Source organism: Methanosarcina sp. 1.H.A.2.2 (assembly GCF_000979975.1).
In the GTDB taxonomy this organism is placed as follows: Archaea; Halobacteriota; Methanosarcinia; order Methanosarcinales; family Methanosarcinaceae; genus Methanosarcina.
Window position 1 is genome coordinate 1 of record NZ_JJQL01000008.1, and the last position, 15,664, is coordinate 15,664.

Annotated in this window: 12 protein-coding genes; 5 read left to right on the forward strand and 7 right to left on the reverse strand. The window is 42.6% G+C overall.

Annotated features, from left to right (window positions below; all coding sequences use genetic code 11):
• Positions 1–323: 323 nt before the first annotated feature.
• The gene (locus tag EO93_RS01860; protein ID WP_235282899.1) at positions 324–1,016 is read left to right on the forward strand and encodes a YkgJ family cysteine cluster protein; all 693 of its coding nucleotides are present in this window, start codon (positions 324–326) and stop codon (positions 1,014–1,016) included.
• Between the two features lie 161 nt (positions 1,017–1,177).
• Here the strand turns inward: EO93_RS01860 and EO93_RS01865 are convergent, their stop codons facing one another.
• On the reverse strand, positions 1,178–3,391 hold the full coding sequence (locus EO93_RS01865) for a CHASE4 domain-containing protein (RefSeq protein WP_048160955.1): 2,214 nt from the start codon (positions 3,389–3,391) through the stop codon (positions 1,178–1,180).
• A 364-nt stretch (positions 3,392–3,755) separates the two neighbouring features.
• Positions 3,756–4,712, reverse strand: coding sequence for a bile acid:sodium symporter family protein (locus tag EO93_RS01870; protein ID WP_048160900.1), 957 nt, complete (start codon positions 4,710–4,712; stop codon positions 3,756–3,758).
• A gap of 286 nt (positions 4,713–4,998) precedes the next feature.
• On the opposite strand from EO93_RS01870, the gene EO93_RS01875 reads away from it, so the two are divergent.
• Both EO93_RS01875 and EO93_RS01880 read left to right on the forward strand, forming a co-directional pair.
• Positions 4,999–5,700, forward strand: a complete 702-nt coding sequence (locus tag EO93_RS01875) for a S4 domain-containing protein (protein WP_048160902.1) — start codon at positions 4,999–5,001, stop codon at positions 5,698–5,700.
• Positions 5,690–6,343, forward strand: coding sequence for a DUF2119 domain-containing protein (locus tag EO93_RS01880; protein ID WP_048160904.1), 654 nt, complete (start codon positions 5,690–5,692; stop codon positions 6,341–6,343). The genes EO93_RS01875 and EO93_RS01880 overlap by 11 nt, the downstream gene beginning before the upstream one ends.
• Positions 6,344–6,519: 176 nt before the next feature.
• On the opposite strand, the gene EO93_RS01885 is transcribed toward EO93_RS01880, so the two are convergent.
• The 4 genes from EO93_RS01885 to aspS form a co-directional block, all read right to left on the reverse strand.
• The gene (locus EO93_RS01885) at positions 6,520–7,254 is read right to left on the reverse strand and encodes a hypothetical protein (RefSeq protein WP_156161203.1); all 735 of its coding nucleotides are present in this window, start codon (positions 7,252–7,254) and stop codon (positions 6,520–6,522) included.
• A gap of 888 nt (positions 7,255–8,142) precedes the next feature.
• A complete protein-coding gene (gene thsA, locus EO93_RS01890) occupies positions 8,143–9,786 on the reverse strand; it encodes a thermosome subunit alpha (RefSeq protein WP_048131434.1) in 1,644 nt (547 codons plus the stop codon).
• 445 nt (positions 9,787–10,231) lie between these two features.
• Positions 10,232–10,936: a ribose 5-phosphate isomerase A gene (gene rpiA / locus EO93_RS01895; protein ID WP_048160908.1), complete on the reverse strand. Its 705-nt coding sequence runs from the start codon at positions 10,934–10,936 to the stop codon at positions 10,232–10,234.
• Positions 10,937–11,028: 92 nt separating this feature from the next.
• Positions 11,029–12,363 carry an aspartate--tRNA(Asn) ligase gene (gene aspS, locus EO93_RS01900; protein ID WP_048131432.1) on the reverse strand — a complete coding sequence of 445 codons (1,335 nt, stop codon included), beginning with the start codon at positions 12,361–12,363 and terminating at the stop codon, positions 11,029–11,031.
• 283 nt (positions 12,364–12,646) lie between these two features.
• Between aspS and EO93_RS01905 the strand changes: the two genes are divergently transcribed.
• On the forward strand, positions 12,647–13,057 hold the full coding sequence (locus tag EO93_RS01905; protein WP_235284074.1) for a cupredoxin family copper-binding protein: 411 nt from the start codon (positions 12,647–12,649) through the stop codon (positions 13,055–13,057).
• Positions 13,058–13,861: 804 nt separating this feature from the next.
• Positions 13,862–14,602: a metallophosphoesterase family protein gene (locus EO93_RS01910; RefSeq protein WP_082098497.1), complete on the forward strand. Its 741-nt coding sequence runs from the start codon at positions 13,862–13,864 to the stop codon at positions 14,600–14,602.
• A 173-nt stretch (positions 14,603–14,775) separates the two neighbouring features.
• Here EO93_RS01910 and EO93_RS16690 read toward each other — a convergent pair whose 3' ends face one another.
• On the reverse strand, positions 14,776–15,423 hold the full coding sequence (locus tag EO93_RS16690) for a phosphoribosyltransferase (RefSeq protein WP_235284076.1): 648 nt from the start codon (positions 15,421–15,423) through the stop codon (positions 14,776–14,778).
• Positions 15,424–15,664: the final 241 nt, after the last annotated feature.

Below are 15,664 nucleotides of genomic sequence, written 5' to 3' on the forward strand. Positions count from 1 at the left end.
CTGTACTTTTAGTGGGGATAACTGTAAATTACGGCATTAAAGAAAGGAAGGAATTACAAGCTTTCTCTGAGTAACGAAGTAAAGAGGGGGCTAAAAATTTAGGTTAGCCGGGTAAATTTTTTATACCCACTTTAGCTTTCAGAAATTATAAATCTGTTAATATTTTTATTTACAAGTTAAACTCGTTATTTCGTTTTTTTAAGCCTGACAAAAAAGCTTCCTGAAGCATAGGTGTAAATATGACTTAATAAAAATATAATCAATATACTCAGTTTTACATGGTCGAGGTTTTTAGATTGAGATTTAAAAAGATACCCATGCATATGTATGAGAACTTTCATAAGATATTTAGTGGAAGTAACCAGAATACTTTTAATATCTGCAGGGAATGCGGAGGAGCTTGCGAGCACAACAAAATAGGAACTCTGCTGCCCGGAGAAAAAGAATATATGGCAAAAAAAATGGGTATCAGTGTTTCCGAATTCAAACTCAGGTATCTGGATATTTTGAAAATGAATGATGGAACTCTTGTTCATGTATTAAAGCTTGGGGAATTATGTCCTTTTTTGAACAAAGAAACAGAAGCATGTGAATGTAGTGATTTCAAACCTATAATCTGTAAAATATATCCTGTTGTTTTTACAGTTGAAGAGGGAAAGGTAAATTTCACAATAGATAACTGGTGCCAGTTATCAAGAAAAAAAGTTTGCAGGAACTATTTCAAATCTGCAATCCCCCTTTTGTCCCGTCTTCCTATCCCGGTTGAATGGTTCAACCATGTGGTAAGCTATGATGACCTTTATTTTGATTATGACCAGTTAAGAAAATGCAGAAAAGGAAAAAATCAGTACGCAGTTTTTACTCTGGAAGAACTTTTAAACCTTCAGAGAGATAGTGTAGAAGCATATAAGGTCGAAACAAGTAAGGTAGAAACGTATAAGGTAGAAACGTATAAGATAAAAACAGCAGTTTCAGGTATTGATTTCGGTCAGGAAATTGATGAGCCTACCTTTTAAATAAGAGACTGAAAAATTTATGGATAAGGGCGAAATGGTATATTGAAACGATTTTCAGTCAATTTGGCTTCTATTATAGGTTATTCAATTTTATTCAAATTTATTCAATTTTATTCAATTTTATTCAATTTTATTCAAATTTATTATTTTTCGGGCTCCTCTTAAAAGTCCGGGTTTTCAGCCGTTTCTGCGCGGTTAAGGGATTTTATTTCGCCGTTATCCCCATTTCTGTCATCTCTGTTTATCGGAAGTGTGAAGGCAAAGGTACTTCCTTCCTCGATCTTGCTGCTGAACCAGACATATCCCCCATGCAGGTTAACAAGCTGTTTAACCAGTGCAAGTCCGAGCCCTGTTCCCTGGAACTGTTTTGAGAAAAAGGAATCTACCTGACTGAAAGGTTTGAAAAGCTTGTTCTGATCCTCAACTTTAATCCCTATTCCATAGTCCTTAACCGTTACTTCTACCAGTTCCCCTTTCTTTTTTGCTTCTATCTTCACAAGTCCATTTTCGTGCGAGAACTTTATAGCATTATCCAGCAGGTTGTACAGGATCTGAACAAAACGAGCGTCGTCAGCACGGATTGTGGCAAGGTTTTTATCCACCTGGATTTCAACCTTAATCATTTTTTTATCTGCAATAGGAGATAGCATATTTTTTATTGAATTAAGTTTACTGGCAAGCTCAAAATCTTTATAATCGAGTTCGAGTTTTCCTGCTTCCACTTTAGAAAGATCAAGGATATCATTAATCAGATTCAGAAGGTGTTTTCCGCTCCTTGAAATATTCCCTACGGCCTTGATCTGTTTTACATTAAGTTCCCCGTAGACCTTTTCGTACAGAAGGTCAGAGAATCCTATGATTGAGTTAAGCGGAGTCCTCAGTTCATGGCTCATGTTTGCCAGAAATTCGCTCTTCGTACGGTTTGCGGCCTCTGCAATATGTTTCTCCCGGAGGAGCTGCTCGGCTTTCTTGCTTTCAGTAACGTCTCTGCGGGTTTCCATAACCCCTATAATCTTTCCATTTTCATCCGCCACGGGAATTGCCTGGAAAAACCAGATCCTTCCGTCTTTTGAAGTAAACTCTCCTGACTTTTTCTCACCTGTTACGAAGGCCTGTTCAAGCTGAGTATACTCAACTAACTGGCCACTTATGTCAGGAGCAGCTTTTAGGAAAAGCCCTACTGCCTTTTCCAGGTCCATTTGCATATATTTGAGAGCAGCCTTGTTTGCCCAGATGATTTTCATTTCAGGGTTCACAAAAACGACAAGTTCGTTGAGTGAATCGAGCAGGACTTTCTTTTCACGTTCCTGGGCCTTTACCCCTTGCTCCGCCAGATCGATTTCGTTTAACATCCCGTTTATTTCCCTTGAAAGCCGGTAGAGTTCGTCGTTGTCTTTGAGAGACAAACGTTTGGATAGGTCTTTTTCCGACCGGACTTTTGTAACGAAATCATCGATTTCTACCAACCTTGAGATAAACAGCCTGTCAAGAGCAAACTTGACCCCGATACCGGTCAGGAGCCCGGTAAACAGCAAAAATAAATACATATAGTTGAGGGTCCTCTCACCATGCAAATAGAGTTCTCTTGGGAAATCGGCTCTGATGATAAGGGCAGGCTGGTCTGAGATATCCCTCAACTCAAAATAACCTGCTACTCTCTCTTCACTGAGAGGTTCTACAAGGATCATGTCAGGAGTTTCCGAAAACTTTTGAAATTCCTCCTGAAAATCGGAAGGCATTTCCTGATCGGTCCTGTACATAGACAGGGAAGAACGGGTAGTGTCTTTGAAGGATTCAAGGAGGTAATTGTCAAAAAACCTCCCGAAAATGAGAGTACCCTTCGAAGGCCCTTCGTATTTTGTCGTAAGAATAGGATGGCACGCAATAAACATGGGACCTTCATCTAGTAAAACAATACCGCTTATGGTATCGTTTTCTCCTGTTGTCAGAAGAGTTCCTTCTTCGATCATTTTCAGAAGCCCTGCTGGAACCGGTCTTTCTTCCGTAGAATTAATATCTACCGATTTTGTATAGACCACGTCCCCGGACTCATTAACAAAAAGCATTACATTAACTCTAATCCCCGCTAGCGTCTCATTCTGAAGGTCCACATCGATGTACTGCTGGTTCCCGTCTTCGATAAACTGGTAGGTATCATCCCAGCAAGCCCAGTCCTGGACGATGTAATCAATATACCCCTGTCGGGTAGAGACTGCGTTTTGCACACGCTCTACATTCTCCAATGTATCAGCCTGCTCAAGCTCTAAAAAGTTTGACAGCTGCATGTTGTGCGTGAACGTAAACGCAGCCGTAAGGACGGCAAAAATTAAGAGGGTTATTATGAGAACCTTTTTACTGAGATCTATTGTGGACACCTCTAGAGACTTAAGATTAAAAAGGAGCTTAAAATTAAAGATATTATAAATATTAAAAAGAAAAGAAAGTATATAAAATTTATCAAAGTTGGTAAATATATTTAAAGGGACATACATCACTGCGAATTATATTTATCCCCATAGTACCACGGAAAAGTTAGAAAGAACTTCATTTGTATTCGGTTAAGGTACGAAATGCCAGGAATGTGTTATATTCGTGGAATTTATGAAAGCGTAAAAAGGAAAAGTGAAGTAGGATAAGATTCCAGGAGACTATGTTGCAGACCCTGAAATCTTTTCCTTGATTTCCAACCCTTGTTTGTTTCGACTTTTGCAAAACCCGTTGAGGTTTTACCCCAATTTCTTAATGTATGTGCCCGCTGATTCTGGGCATTTCACTTTTATCGGGATCAGGTACGCTGGTTTTTGACCAGTGCCCTGCAAGGAAAGCTCCGGACAGGTTGTGCCAGATGCTAAATATTGCACCCGGAAGCGCTGCCGCAGCAGTGAAATGTTTTATCGCAAGAGCTACACTGAGGCCCGAGTTCTGCATTCCGACCTCAATTGCCAGGGTCCTTGCTTCTTTTTCGCTGAGCTTGAAAGCTTTTGCGACCCCGTAGCCGCCTGCAAGGCCCAGCCCATTATGCAGGACCACTGCAACAAGGACCAGAAGGCCGCTTTGTTCAAGGTTTTCGCTGTTTGTCCCTATGATTATGGCAATGATGACAACGATTGCGAGAGCTGAAACTGCCGGAAAGACATCCCTGACTGCTGTTATCCTTTTTTCAAAGAAATAATTGATTGAAAGCCCGAGCACTACAGGCACAATAACAATATTTACAACGCTTACAAGCATGCCCATGACATCCACATCCACAGACTGTCCGATAAAGAGCCAGGTAAGGAAGGGAGTTGCGAGAAAGGCAACCATTGTAGAGACAGATGTGAGCACTATAGAGAGTGCAACATCCCCTTTTGCAAGGTAGCAGATCACATTTGAAGCCGTACCGCCGGGACAGCATCCAAGCAGGATTACACCCGCCATAAGATCGGCAGGAAGCTTTAAAGCCAGGCAAACTATCCACGCTGCAAGAGGCATAAGGGTGTACTGCATCAGGGTACCCAGCAAGACCACATAAGGCCTTTTCAGGACTGCAAGGAAACTGTCCACTGACAGTGTGACTCCCATTCCGAGCATGATAAGGCTCAAAAGGGGTACAATGAAGCCTTTATAGGGGACAAAATATTCCGGGTATACATAGGCTACTGCGGATAAAAGAACCGCCCAGAGAGGAAATAAGGATGTAAACTTTTTAAACATTTTTTAGTACACCAGCTTTTCAAATTGACACTTTAGTCATTAAATAAACTGAGATTGTCATTTAAATATATGTCTATTTATTCCCAATAAATAATAAAGCTGTAATTAATTTTGAAATAATAACAAAGATAAACAGTGTATATTTTTGGTAGACCTGAAAATAGAAGCTTCACTCATTTCAACTGCCACCAGTTAACTTTCATCCTGTTAAAAGCTCAGGGTACTCAGAATTTTCCGAACACCCACTTGCTACTTATATATACAGGCTCTGCCGATACAATCCCCCATGAGACTGGATTCATACCTTGTAGATATGGGACATTTCAAGTCAAGGGGACGAGCCAAGACGGCTATTCATGAAGGAAACGTTAAAGTTAACGGCACTGTGGTAACAAAAGTTTCCAGGGATGTCTCAATTGATGATGTAATAGAAGTTGCCGAAGGCCTGGACCAGCCGCAGGGCTACTTCAAACTCCGGTTTATTCAGGAAGAAAGCGGGGTCCTTAAACCCGGGGACAGAGTTCTTGACCTGGGATCGAGTGCAGGCGGTTTTCTCCTTTTTGCGTCAGAGATTGTAGACCATATAAAAGGCATAGAGTTCAGCCGGGATTTCAGAAGCGAGCTTGGAAAAATTGCATATGAACGGGAAAACGTTGAGGTAATATTCGGGGATGTTTTCACCATACCTCTTAAAGAGCTCTCTGAGGAGCCTGTGGATGTTATTCTCTCAGACATGACTCTTGAGCCTGAAAACTCAATCAAAGCTCTTGCCAGAGTGCTCCCTCTCCTGAAAGAAGGGGGAAGGCTGCTCCAGGTAATAAAAACCGGAAAGAAGAAAAACCCGAGGCCAGTCCTGAGCAAGATTGAGAACCTGGGGCTTGAAATCCAGCAGGTCATCAATTCCGAAAAGCAGGAGGTTTACGTGGTTGCAAGAAAACTTCTGCCTGAAGAAAAAGAGTCCAGAGGAATTCAAACGGATGAAAGCTGATGAAAAAGCAGGCTTCTCTCCGAATAAGCACAACTGTACGGATAAGTACGCTAACGAGACCGGACTAAGGGTCTATGGGCATGGAAAACCTGTTCGCCTCTTTGCTGCAGGGCTGCATGGAGATGAATGGAGGGACACAACGGAAATCCTGATGAAAATAAAGCCTCCTGAAAAAGGCACCCTTGCGTTGATCCCTCTTGTCAAAAGGGGAGAATATACTTCAACTCTGGACCCGGCTTACTATCAGGTAATGGGGCTAAGTATACGCGAAGCCATTGAAGACCTGAACCCTGAAATTTACATTGAGCTCCATTCCTATTCCAGAGAAAACCTTGAAAAACTTGCAGGCAGGGACAGGCTGGAAAGGACCGGAGTACCTGCCTACAGCGTCCTGAAAGCAGGGGTATTATTGGGGTCGGTTTCTCCCTGGATTCGAAGGAAGTATTTTCCAAAAGAAGCCCTATGCCTCTCTTTTGAGGTCCAGAAAGGAAATTCCCGGTCAAGGGAATTTGCTGCCAGCATGCTTGAAGTCCTCAAAGAAACTGAGTCAAGGGATGAGTTCGTTGAATACCTGAGAAAAGAATTTCCTGAACAGGCAAGAAAAGCTATCGAGGATTACCGGCGCTTTTATGGGGAAATCTGAGAGCTTGCCTGCTGAGATATAGATAAAAAAGGAGATATAGATAAAAAGGAGACTTCCCTCCTGAAAAGGGAGTCTTAAAGCACGGGAAGTGCATATTGAAATTGTAATATATTGAAATTGTAATATATTGGAGTAATAAAATATTGAAAATAGTGATTTTGTAAAAAAATGAATGTTTACCCGTACCGCATTAAAGCATTCAGTTCCGAGTCTGTTTTAAGGAAAGCCTGCTCTTTTTCATGAAGTGTGCGTTGAGCGACGTCAATCCCGCTTTTCATGGCGATCTGTTCGGACTGGCTTGCGTTATTGTACGTCTTTATAAGTTCGTTATAATAGGATCTTTCGTTCTCATAGTCAAGAGCCTTTATTTTCCAGTCCCTGTATAGGGAAAGGAAATCTCTATAGTTCCCCGGGTTACTGAAGGTCAGTCCCTGGTAGTACATTTCGTTTTCATCACTATAAACAATATACCCACCAGTACATTCTACGGCTAACCATGAACCCGGAGAAACTTCAGCCAGGACCCATGCATGATTGAAGCCGTCAATGGTGCTCGAGTTCGACACATTATATGTACGGCCAGGAACTTCAATCTCACCAAGGTTCCCGGAATCAGGGCTTTTATGGACAGTTTTCCCATTTGCAATTATACTATCGCCTGCAGATTCAAAATTTCCGACTGCTATTCTTGAGTTAATGCCTTTTGCCTTTAACATGTTCCAGACGTCCTGGGCCATGTTATCGCAGTCATAAACATCATCTTTTGAATATGTGTGGCTATTGGAGTACTCGGTTGCTATTTGCTCGCATAACCGGATATTTTTATCAGTCTGTATCCGGTCCTGTGATATAGGACTGTTTGCACCAGGATATTCATTAGAGCCAAGGGCAAAAGTTGAATATGCAGTCAATAAGGTTCCTAAAATACAAATTAAAGCTACAATCCAGATCCCTTTAAAAATACACCTGTGGATGGGTATTTTATGGTTATTAAAAGAGAAGAACACTGTTTTAGTAAAATTGAGTTCTCGGGAAGTAGAGGTTTCGGACTCGAAATCCTTCATCTCAGGTTCAGAACTCTCTATATCAGGTTTGTTTTTAATTCTCTTTCCGCAACCTGAACAAAAAAAGTCTTCCGGATCTATTTTTAATCCGCAGTTATTGCAGTACACCTTCCACTACCTCTTAGGGGGGTTATCTTATACTCTTCAGGGGGTTATTTTATAATTTTAAAGGAGCTTAAGGTCTCAGAACCTGTTAAGTGAAAAATGAAGCTTAACCAGCCAGTTCAAACTCTTTTTCCCAAAAGTCCGTTCAGGAGCCAATTTTTTGGACTCAGTTGACTAAGGGTCAGTTGACTAAGGGTCAGTTGACTAAGGGTCAGTTGACTAAGGTCAGTTTGAGAGTCCAGTGATTTGCCCTCCATTTCCCGGAGACCAGAAACATGCAGCTTGAAAAGTATCCTGTAAATTGAGTTTTCTGGTTAGCCAAAAGCTGGACTTTAAATCCTCTAAATTATTTTCAATTCAAATATAAAATTTACTTACATATATAATTGAGGTAGTTTAATGATAGTTTAATGGTAGAAAATAATAGAGAAATCATAAGATCGAAGATAAAAACAGATAATCTTAAAAGAGGAAAGTAAAACAGATAATCTAAAAATCCAAAAAGAAGAAAATAAACCTGAAGTGATGACACTTCTTCCAAAAAAGAGAGTTGCAGAAAAGAATCTGCAACTTTTCCTGTAATAAACTAAGTTACTTCCTTTTCAATTGTTAAACTGAAAGGGTCAGGTTTTACCTGCGCATATTAAGTGCAGGTGCTGACATGCCGTCGTAGGTACTTGCCATATGCTCGGGTCTGACGTCCTGCATTGAGGAACTCTGGGCGCGGAGCATACTGTCCACACGAAGTACCATTGCAGCAGTTTCGGAGCCTGCTTTGATGGAGTTAACCTTTACCCTGAGAGGGTCAACAACACCTTTTTCAAGCATATCTTCAGCAGCACCGGTCAGGATGTTTAAACCGGCGTTTTTGTTTTCTGCATGCTTTGCGCGGAGGTTCAGGATGGTGTCGATGGTATCCAGGCCTGCGTTTCTTGCAATTGTCCTTGGAATCTCTTCAAGAGCTTCAGCAAAAGCTGTGATTGCCGTCTGTTCACGTCCACCTATGCTGGAAGCATAAGAACGGAGTAAGAGTGCAACTTCCATTTCCGAAGCTCCACCTCCGGCAACGACCTTGCCGTCTTCAACCACACATTTCACAACTTTAAGGGCATCATCAATTGCACGTTCCAGGTTGTCCACCACATGCTCGGTCCCGCCGCGAAGAACGATTGAGACTGATTTTGCACCCTTGCAGTCCCTGAGGTAGGTTTTACCCTGATCGCCGTCTCTGTCCTGCTCAAGGAGCCCTGCGTGCCCGAGTTCTTTTTCTGTAAGTTCTTTGATGTTCCTTACAGGTCTGCCTCCCGTAGCGTCAGCGAGGTGCTGCATATCGTCGTTTTTCACCCTGCGAGTTGCGTAGATTCCCCTGCTCTGGAGGTAGGCTGCGACCTTGTCATCCATGCCCTTGGAGCAGAAGACAGCATTTGCGCCTGCCCGGATTATGTAATCCGCCATCTCTAAAAGGGCTGCATCCTCTTGCTTTACGAAATTCTCAATATCACTTACGTTGCTGATCTGAAGCTTTGCCTTGTTTGCGGTCTTTTCGGTCTCCATAGGAGCATCAATGAGCGCGATATTGGGATTTACAATCCTGAGCGAGAAGTTTTTATCGAGTGCAACCTTGTCGATCACAACTCCCTCCACAAATTCAGTCTTCTCAACAAGCCCACCGATATCTTTTGAAAGTATAATGTTTTTAAGGTCAGCTTTTCCGTCCTCATGAATGGCAAGAACTGCATCCACGCAGAGTTCTGCAATCAAGCGGTTGTATTTTTCGGAAGCTTTGCCAGTGATGGAGGTTCTGGCAGTTTTTATAAGCAACTCTCTGTCTTCCTCGCCTGCAGTAACTGCCAGGTTCTCTAAAATCTCAACAGCTTTCTCTGCTGCAAGTTTGTATCCTTTGACAACAACTGACGGGTGGATTCCCCTTTCAATAATGCCTTCTGCTTTTTCCAGCAGGGCACCTGTGAACACAACAGCGCTTGTGGTCCCGTCACCTGCAGAACTTTCCAGTGACTGAGCAACTTCCACAAGCATCTTAGCTGTCGGATGCTCAATGGACATATCGTGTAAGATAGTAGCACCGTCATTTGTGATGGTGATATCCCCCAGAGGGTTCACAAGCATCTTATCCATGCCTCGGGGTCCAAGCGTACTCTTAACTATGGTTGCTACTGCTTTTGCAGCTGCAATATTCATGCTGAGTACATCTTTTCCCTTTGTTTGTTCTTTTCTCGGATCTATTATGAAGATTTGCTGGCCACCTTTGTCCATATGAACAAAACCTCCTGAAAATACATAGTATGAATTGAAGGATAAATAATTGATAATTTGAAGTTGTTTTCTGGCTTGCGGTTGCTTTATCTCAGGTATCGAACCCGAGAACCCTGTTTTGCGCAATTTGTTTGACTTGCAGATAGTAATTTTATCAGGAAATTACTGATAATACTTCTATAAAAATATTCCGGTAAGACCTGTGATTTTTCAAAATAAACGCTGTTTCCGCTTCCTGTTATGCTGTGATGAAAAAGGCAGTACCCTGTCCTGCTTGCAACAGGGACTTGAAGGAAAATGTTTGCAGGAAGCACTTCTGCCTTTAACTTCTATCACTTAAAAGAATATTTTAATATATTCATTCTTTTATGTGAAATATCGGTTTTTATGCTCTTTTCCAGGGAATTTATTTGTGATTCTGTTTATTTCTACCGAGTTATCCGGCTTATTTTTGCTGTGTTATAATCTTCACAGACCCGTCTTTATTTCCTATGTAAAGCTCATCCACATTGCAAAAAATCCCGTGTTCAACCACTCCTGGAATTGCAGATAGTTGAAGAGCAAGAACTTCCGGGTCTTTTATAACACCAAATTCTGCATCAAGGACAAAGTTCCCGTTATCCGTTATTACGGGCCCGTCTTTTTTTACAGCAGACCTGAGTTGTGGTTTTCCACCCAGTTCCAGGATTTTCTTTACGGCAAGTTCTTTTGCAAAAGGCAGGACTTCCACAGGCACGGTTTTATCAAGCTGCGTGCTAGTTTTCGACTCATCAGCTACAACCACAAACCGTTTTGCAGAAACAGAAACGATCTTTTCCCTTGTATGAGCTGCCCCTCCTCCTTTAATGGCACGGAGTTCGGAGTCGATCTGGTCAGCTCCGTCAATGGCAAGGTCCAGTTCAGGGTGCTGGGAAAGGGTGGTCAGCCTGATTCCGGCATCTATCGCGAGCATCTCGGATTGGTAAGAGGTGACAACCCCCAGAATATCGAGCCCTTCCTCCCGCACAAGGCGTCCAAGTTCCTTTATGGTGTATGCAACTGTTGAGCCTGTACCCAGTCCAACAACCATTCCGGGGCTGACAAGCCTGGCTGCAGCAATCCCAGCTGCCCGTTTTTCGGGAGAATCAGTAGAAGTATTTCTTTCCGTCATTTTATGTTCCGCCTTTAAGATTTAAAAAAGTTAACAACTATTTTTCAAAAACAGGAAGTCCTTTCAAGCTTAAAAGAAAAAATTGGAGGGTTTCAGGGAGAAAGTCTTCTCCTGTCCCTCGGGAAGAGTACTGTATCCCTGATATTGCCAGTTCCAAGCATGGTCATGACAAAACGTTCACAGCCCATTCCCCATCCGGCATGCGGAGGCATTCCGTATTCGAAAGCTTTAAGGTAAAACTCAAAACCGTCAGGGTTTAAGCCCTGTGATTCGATCCGGCTCTTGAGCAGGTCAGGAATATGAATCCTCTGAGCTCCTGAGGAAAGCTCCATTGTACGGTGCATCATGTCAAAGGACTTGCTGAATTCAGGCCTGTCCTCATAAGGCATGGCATAGAAAGGTTTGATCTCCGTGGGCCAGTCGATAATGAAGTAGTGGGATTCGCCTGTAGTTTCGTAGACATAATCTCCGACTGTGTGTTCCCCGAGAGTTCCAAGGTCATCTCCCCAGTGCATTTTCTCTTCAGAACGGCTGTTTATGATCTCGATTACCTCGTCATATGTAAGCTTCAGGAAAGGAGTCTTCGGGACCTTAAGCTCAACCCCGAGTGCTTCAAGGGAGACTTTGCAGTTCTCAATTACACGGGCATAGACGTAAGCAACCAGGTTTTCCAGAATTTCCATTACATCGAAGTGGTCGGCAAAGCTGACTTCGACATCGATGGAAGTGGCTTCGTTTAAGTGCCTGCGCGTATCATGCTCTTCTGCCCTGAAGATGGGGCCGATTTCAAAGACCCTGTCAAACCCGCCGCTCATGAGGATCTGCTTGAAGAGCTGGGGGCTCTGGTTGAGGAAGGCTTCCCTATCAAAATAGGTGATCGGGAAAAGGGCAGTTCCACCTTCGGTTGCGGTGGCAACGACCTTGGGGGTTGCTGTTTCAATAAAGTTATTCTTTACGAAATATTCCCTGATTGCCTGGAGAGACTCATGCCTGATCTTAAAAACCGCAGTTGTCTCGGCTCTTCTAAGGTCTATAAAGCGGGAGTCAAGCCTCGTGTCAAGTTCGGCTTCTACCTTTCCGGTTGTGTCCATAGGAAGAGGGGAAGCTGCACCGTTCAGGACATTGATCTCGTCAGGGAGCATTTCATAACCGTTCGGAGCTTTTTCTTCAAACTTGACAGAGCCGGTTACGGAAATTACGGACTCGCGAACGAGCCTTCTTGCTGCATCGAAGAGTTCTTTGTCAATTTTTTTCTTTACGAGTGTGACCTGAGCCTTTCCTTCCCTGTCCCTGAGAACAACGAAACAGATCCCTCCGAGGTCTCTGACCTCATGGACCCAGCCTGCGAGGGTTATTTTCTGACCGTTATCAACATTTTCGGGCTTGACATCGGCTGTATAATGTGTTCTGAGATTTGCTAAAGACATAAATTCACCTTGATTAGGGAATAAATTAAACGTAAATATAAGAATGAAGCTGAAACGTAGGTGAATAGTCATAACTCATTATTAATGTATTTGTTGCACCGCCCGAATTGCGCATCGGGATCGCAGGAAATCGGAGATTTCCTGGGAGTTGCGATGTAATCGCAACAGTACGCGGTCCTTTTCGCTTCGCTCAAGAGGACTAACGATTGGATAAAGAAATAAAGAGTAAAAGAGTAGAAGCGAAATAGAAGTGTAAAAACTGAGATTTAGAAGGGAAAAGAGCGTGAGAAAGAAAATAATAATATTTATGATGATTTTAGGTGTGCTTTTTGTTGCGGGTTGTGCTGACAACGGAGTTTCGGAAGAGCCTGTACCTTCCACACCTGTAGACAGGGTGGATAACGAAGGAGCAGCAGGAAACGAAGAAACTGTTACAGAAATTAATTCTAATATTGTTGATGTCGAGATCCGGGGCTACAAATACATACCCCAGAACCTTACTGTGAAAGTTGGACAGACTGTCAGGTGGACTAACAACGATACGGTTCTCCATGATGTGGTAGGTTCGGGTATTAAATCCGAGTACCTTCAAAAGGGAGAGACATTTACTTACACATTTGAAGAGGAAGGAACATATGAGTATATCTGCAAAATACACCCCTGGATGGCGGGAGAGGTAATTGCAGAGGTCTGAATAGAGAAGAGAGTTCCTTAAACGAGCTCAGCAAAAATCAAAGGCTGATATGGAGTGGCGGTTAATAGATTATCACAGATCTGCACTCTGGAAATGAGATTCTGAACTGTTGGAAAGGTACGCTGGAAGATCGATTGAACACGCATCTTTTGTAGTAAATATTTGTAGTAAATATTTGTAGTAAATATTTGTAGTAAATATCTTGTAAAAAATTTTATTATAAACTCCAAAACTTGAAAAACGGAATTCAATTTCATTATAAGTTCAAAACCCAAAAACAGGGATCTTTTTTAAAAAAATCAACGTTGTGCTGGCGCACCCTGCAACAAGCAGGCTGTCCGACAATTACTACCAATAATAATTGAGATCTAATTGAATTCCTTCTTTTTAGATTTAAAGGCTTTAGACACCTTATTTGTTACATGTTTTTGCCCTGAAATTGAATTGTCAGACAGCCTCCAAGGTGCGGGGTATTCGACTGAAATAAAAACCTCTGTTGAGAGCCCGAATCTGGCGCGCGCCCGGATTGCATCGAAAAAAGAGGCTGAAATAACTGAAGAGATTACTGTATTTATATATTTATTTTTGTGCTTATTGTTCATGAATGAAAATTAACTAAATATTAATACAGTTTAAATGGGGTCGAATTATAAAGCCTCTTAATTATAACGAATTATAATTAGATTTGCAAAAATATGTATTTTTCATAGATACCTATATATAATGTTACTGAACTCCAGGGTTCTGAATACAACTAGTATTATAATATTATAAAATTTCAGAGAAAAGAAGGAGTAAAAAATTATACAGATTGTACATCTATCAGATCTTCATTTTTCAGAAGCGTATTTTGTCCCGGAAATTGCAGAATCCATGCTGCAGAGCATAAATCAGCTGAACCCGGACATTGTGGTAATTACCGGCGACCTGACAGAAAATGGGTTTTCAGCCGAATACGATGGAGTAAAGAAGTTTATTGACAGGATTGCGTGTAAAGACAAGGTCCTTGTTCCTGGAAACCACGACTCCAAAAATGCAGGATATATTCACTTTGAAGACCTTTTTGAAAATAGGTTCTCAAACCGGAATCTCGGGGGCGTAACCGTTGTAGGGGTTGACTCCTCCCAGCCGGACATTGACGAAGGACACCTGGGAAGAGAAAACTACGGCTGGATCAAAGAAGCCTTTTCCGGGCAGAATTTCAAGATCTTTGCCCTGCACCACCACCTTGTCCCGATCCCTCTTTCGGGCAGAGAAAACAGCGTCCTTGTCGATGCAGGCGATGTCCTTGATCTCCTGAACCGCTGCAAAGTAAACCTTGTACTTTGCGGGCACTGCCACATTCCTCATGTCTGGAACCTGAACAACATGCTCGTTGTAAACGCAGGTACCTTCTGTTCCTCCAAGACCAGAGGCAAAACCACGCAGTGCTTTAATCTGATCCAGGCTGAAAACGAAAATTCAGATAATAACAACTGGAAGGTCAGGGTTTCCAGGGTTTTCCCGCAGGGGAAAATGGAACTGATCACAAAAACAGTTATGTGAGGGTGAATCAGAAATTATGACATTTCTTTGTCGCCGTATTTTCCTTCCTTTTTTATTTTTTATTACTCTGATCAGGCTGCGAAAAGTCTGTGAAAAGGCTGCAAAAAGGCTGCAAAATCAGTGTCACTAAACCAGAAAATCGGATGAAATTAATTACAGTTAGACGAAATTAATTACATATACTTCCTCCGGATCCGCCATCCGACCAGATTATCCGTTTCAACCCTCTCAACCTCTTTTCTCTCAGCCAGGTCGGACAGAATTTCAAGAAGCTCTTTTTCCCCAATCTCAATCTCGTACCTGTCTTTAAACTCAGCAGTGAGCCGGGAGATATCAAGAGTCCTGTCCCCGAGAATCTTTTCCGCAAACCCTGCCAGATCCTCATAGCGGGCCCAGGGGTAGATTATCCAGCGCCACCTGATAACCTTCTGGCCATAGAAATCCGGGGTGAAGGAAGAACAGGTCTTGTGCTGGAGGACTGCAGTTCTGATTTCAGCAGGTCTCAGGCTCTGCACGTAGTCAACCGAAAGGTTCAGGGTCTCTCCGGTATCAGTGACGTCGTCAACGATGAGCACTTTTTTCCCGCTGATGTCCACGGAGATGGGAAACTTTATCCTCGCTTCTGCCTGCATATCCGCACCCCTCATGTAGTGCTCGACCTTCATAGAAGTCAGGTCATTGAAAAGCAAAAAATCGCAAACCAGCCTTCCAGGCACATAGCCTCCCCTCCCTATGGCAACGATCAGGTCGGGCTGATAACCTGAAGCTTTGATTTTCCGGGCAAGAAGCCTGGAAAGGCGAAAAACCTCTCCAAAGCTTATGAGCTCGCACCTGAAAGATACTTTTTTTGCCGGAGAGCACCTGGACTGCAGAGCTGCTTTTTCATTTTCAGTGTTCAGATTAATCGCCTTCTGCCTGTATGTCTTCTGCCGATATTCCTTCTGGCTGTATTAAAGTCATCAGTAAAACCGTAAAGTAAATGAGAAACTTATCCTTCCCGTAGTTGACATAAGCCCGGATAAAAAATGCATCCTTTTATCGGACTCCGGGAGAAAAACAGAA

Excerpts from the sequence above, each read along its gene's own strand:
- EO93_RS01860 (WP_235282899.1), top strand. The coding sequence starts at position 324 with ATGTATGAGAACTTTCATAAGATATTTAGTGGAAGTAACCAGAATACT.
- EO93_RS01870 (WP_048160900.1), bottom strand. The coding sequence starts at position 4,712 with ATGTTTAAAAAGTTTACATCCTTATTTCCTCTCTGGGCGGTTCTTTTA.
- EO93_RS01875 (WP_048160902.1), top strand. The coding sequence starts at position 4,999 with ATGAGACTGGATTCATACCTTGTAGATATGGGACATTTCAAGTCAAGG.
- EO93_RS01880 (WP_048160904.1), top strand. The coding sequence starts at position 5,690 with ATGAAAGCTGATGAAAAAGCAGGCTTCTCTCCGAATAAGCACAACTGT.
- thsA (WP_048131434.1), bottom strand. The coding sequence starts at position 9,786 with ATGGACAAAGGTGGCCAGCAAATCTTCATAATAGATCCGAGAAAAGAA.
- rpiA (WP_048160908.1), bottom strand. The coding sequence starts at position 10,936 with ATGACGGAAAGAAATACTTCTACTGATTCTCCCGAAAAACGGGCAGCT.
- aspS (WP_048131432.1), bottom strand. The coding sequence starts at position 12,363 with ATGTCTTTAGCAAATCTCAGAACACATTATACAGCCGATGTCAAGCCC.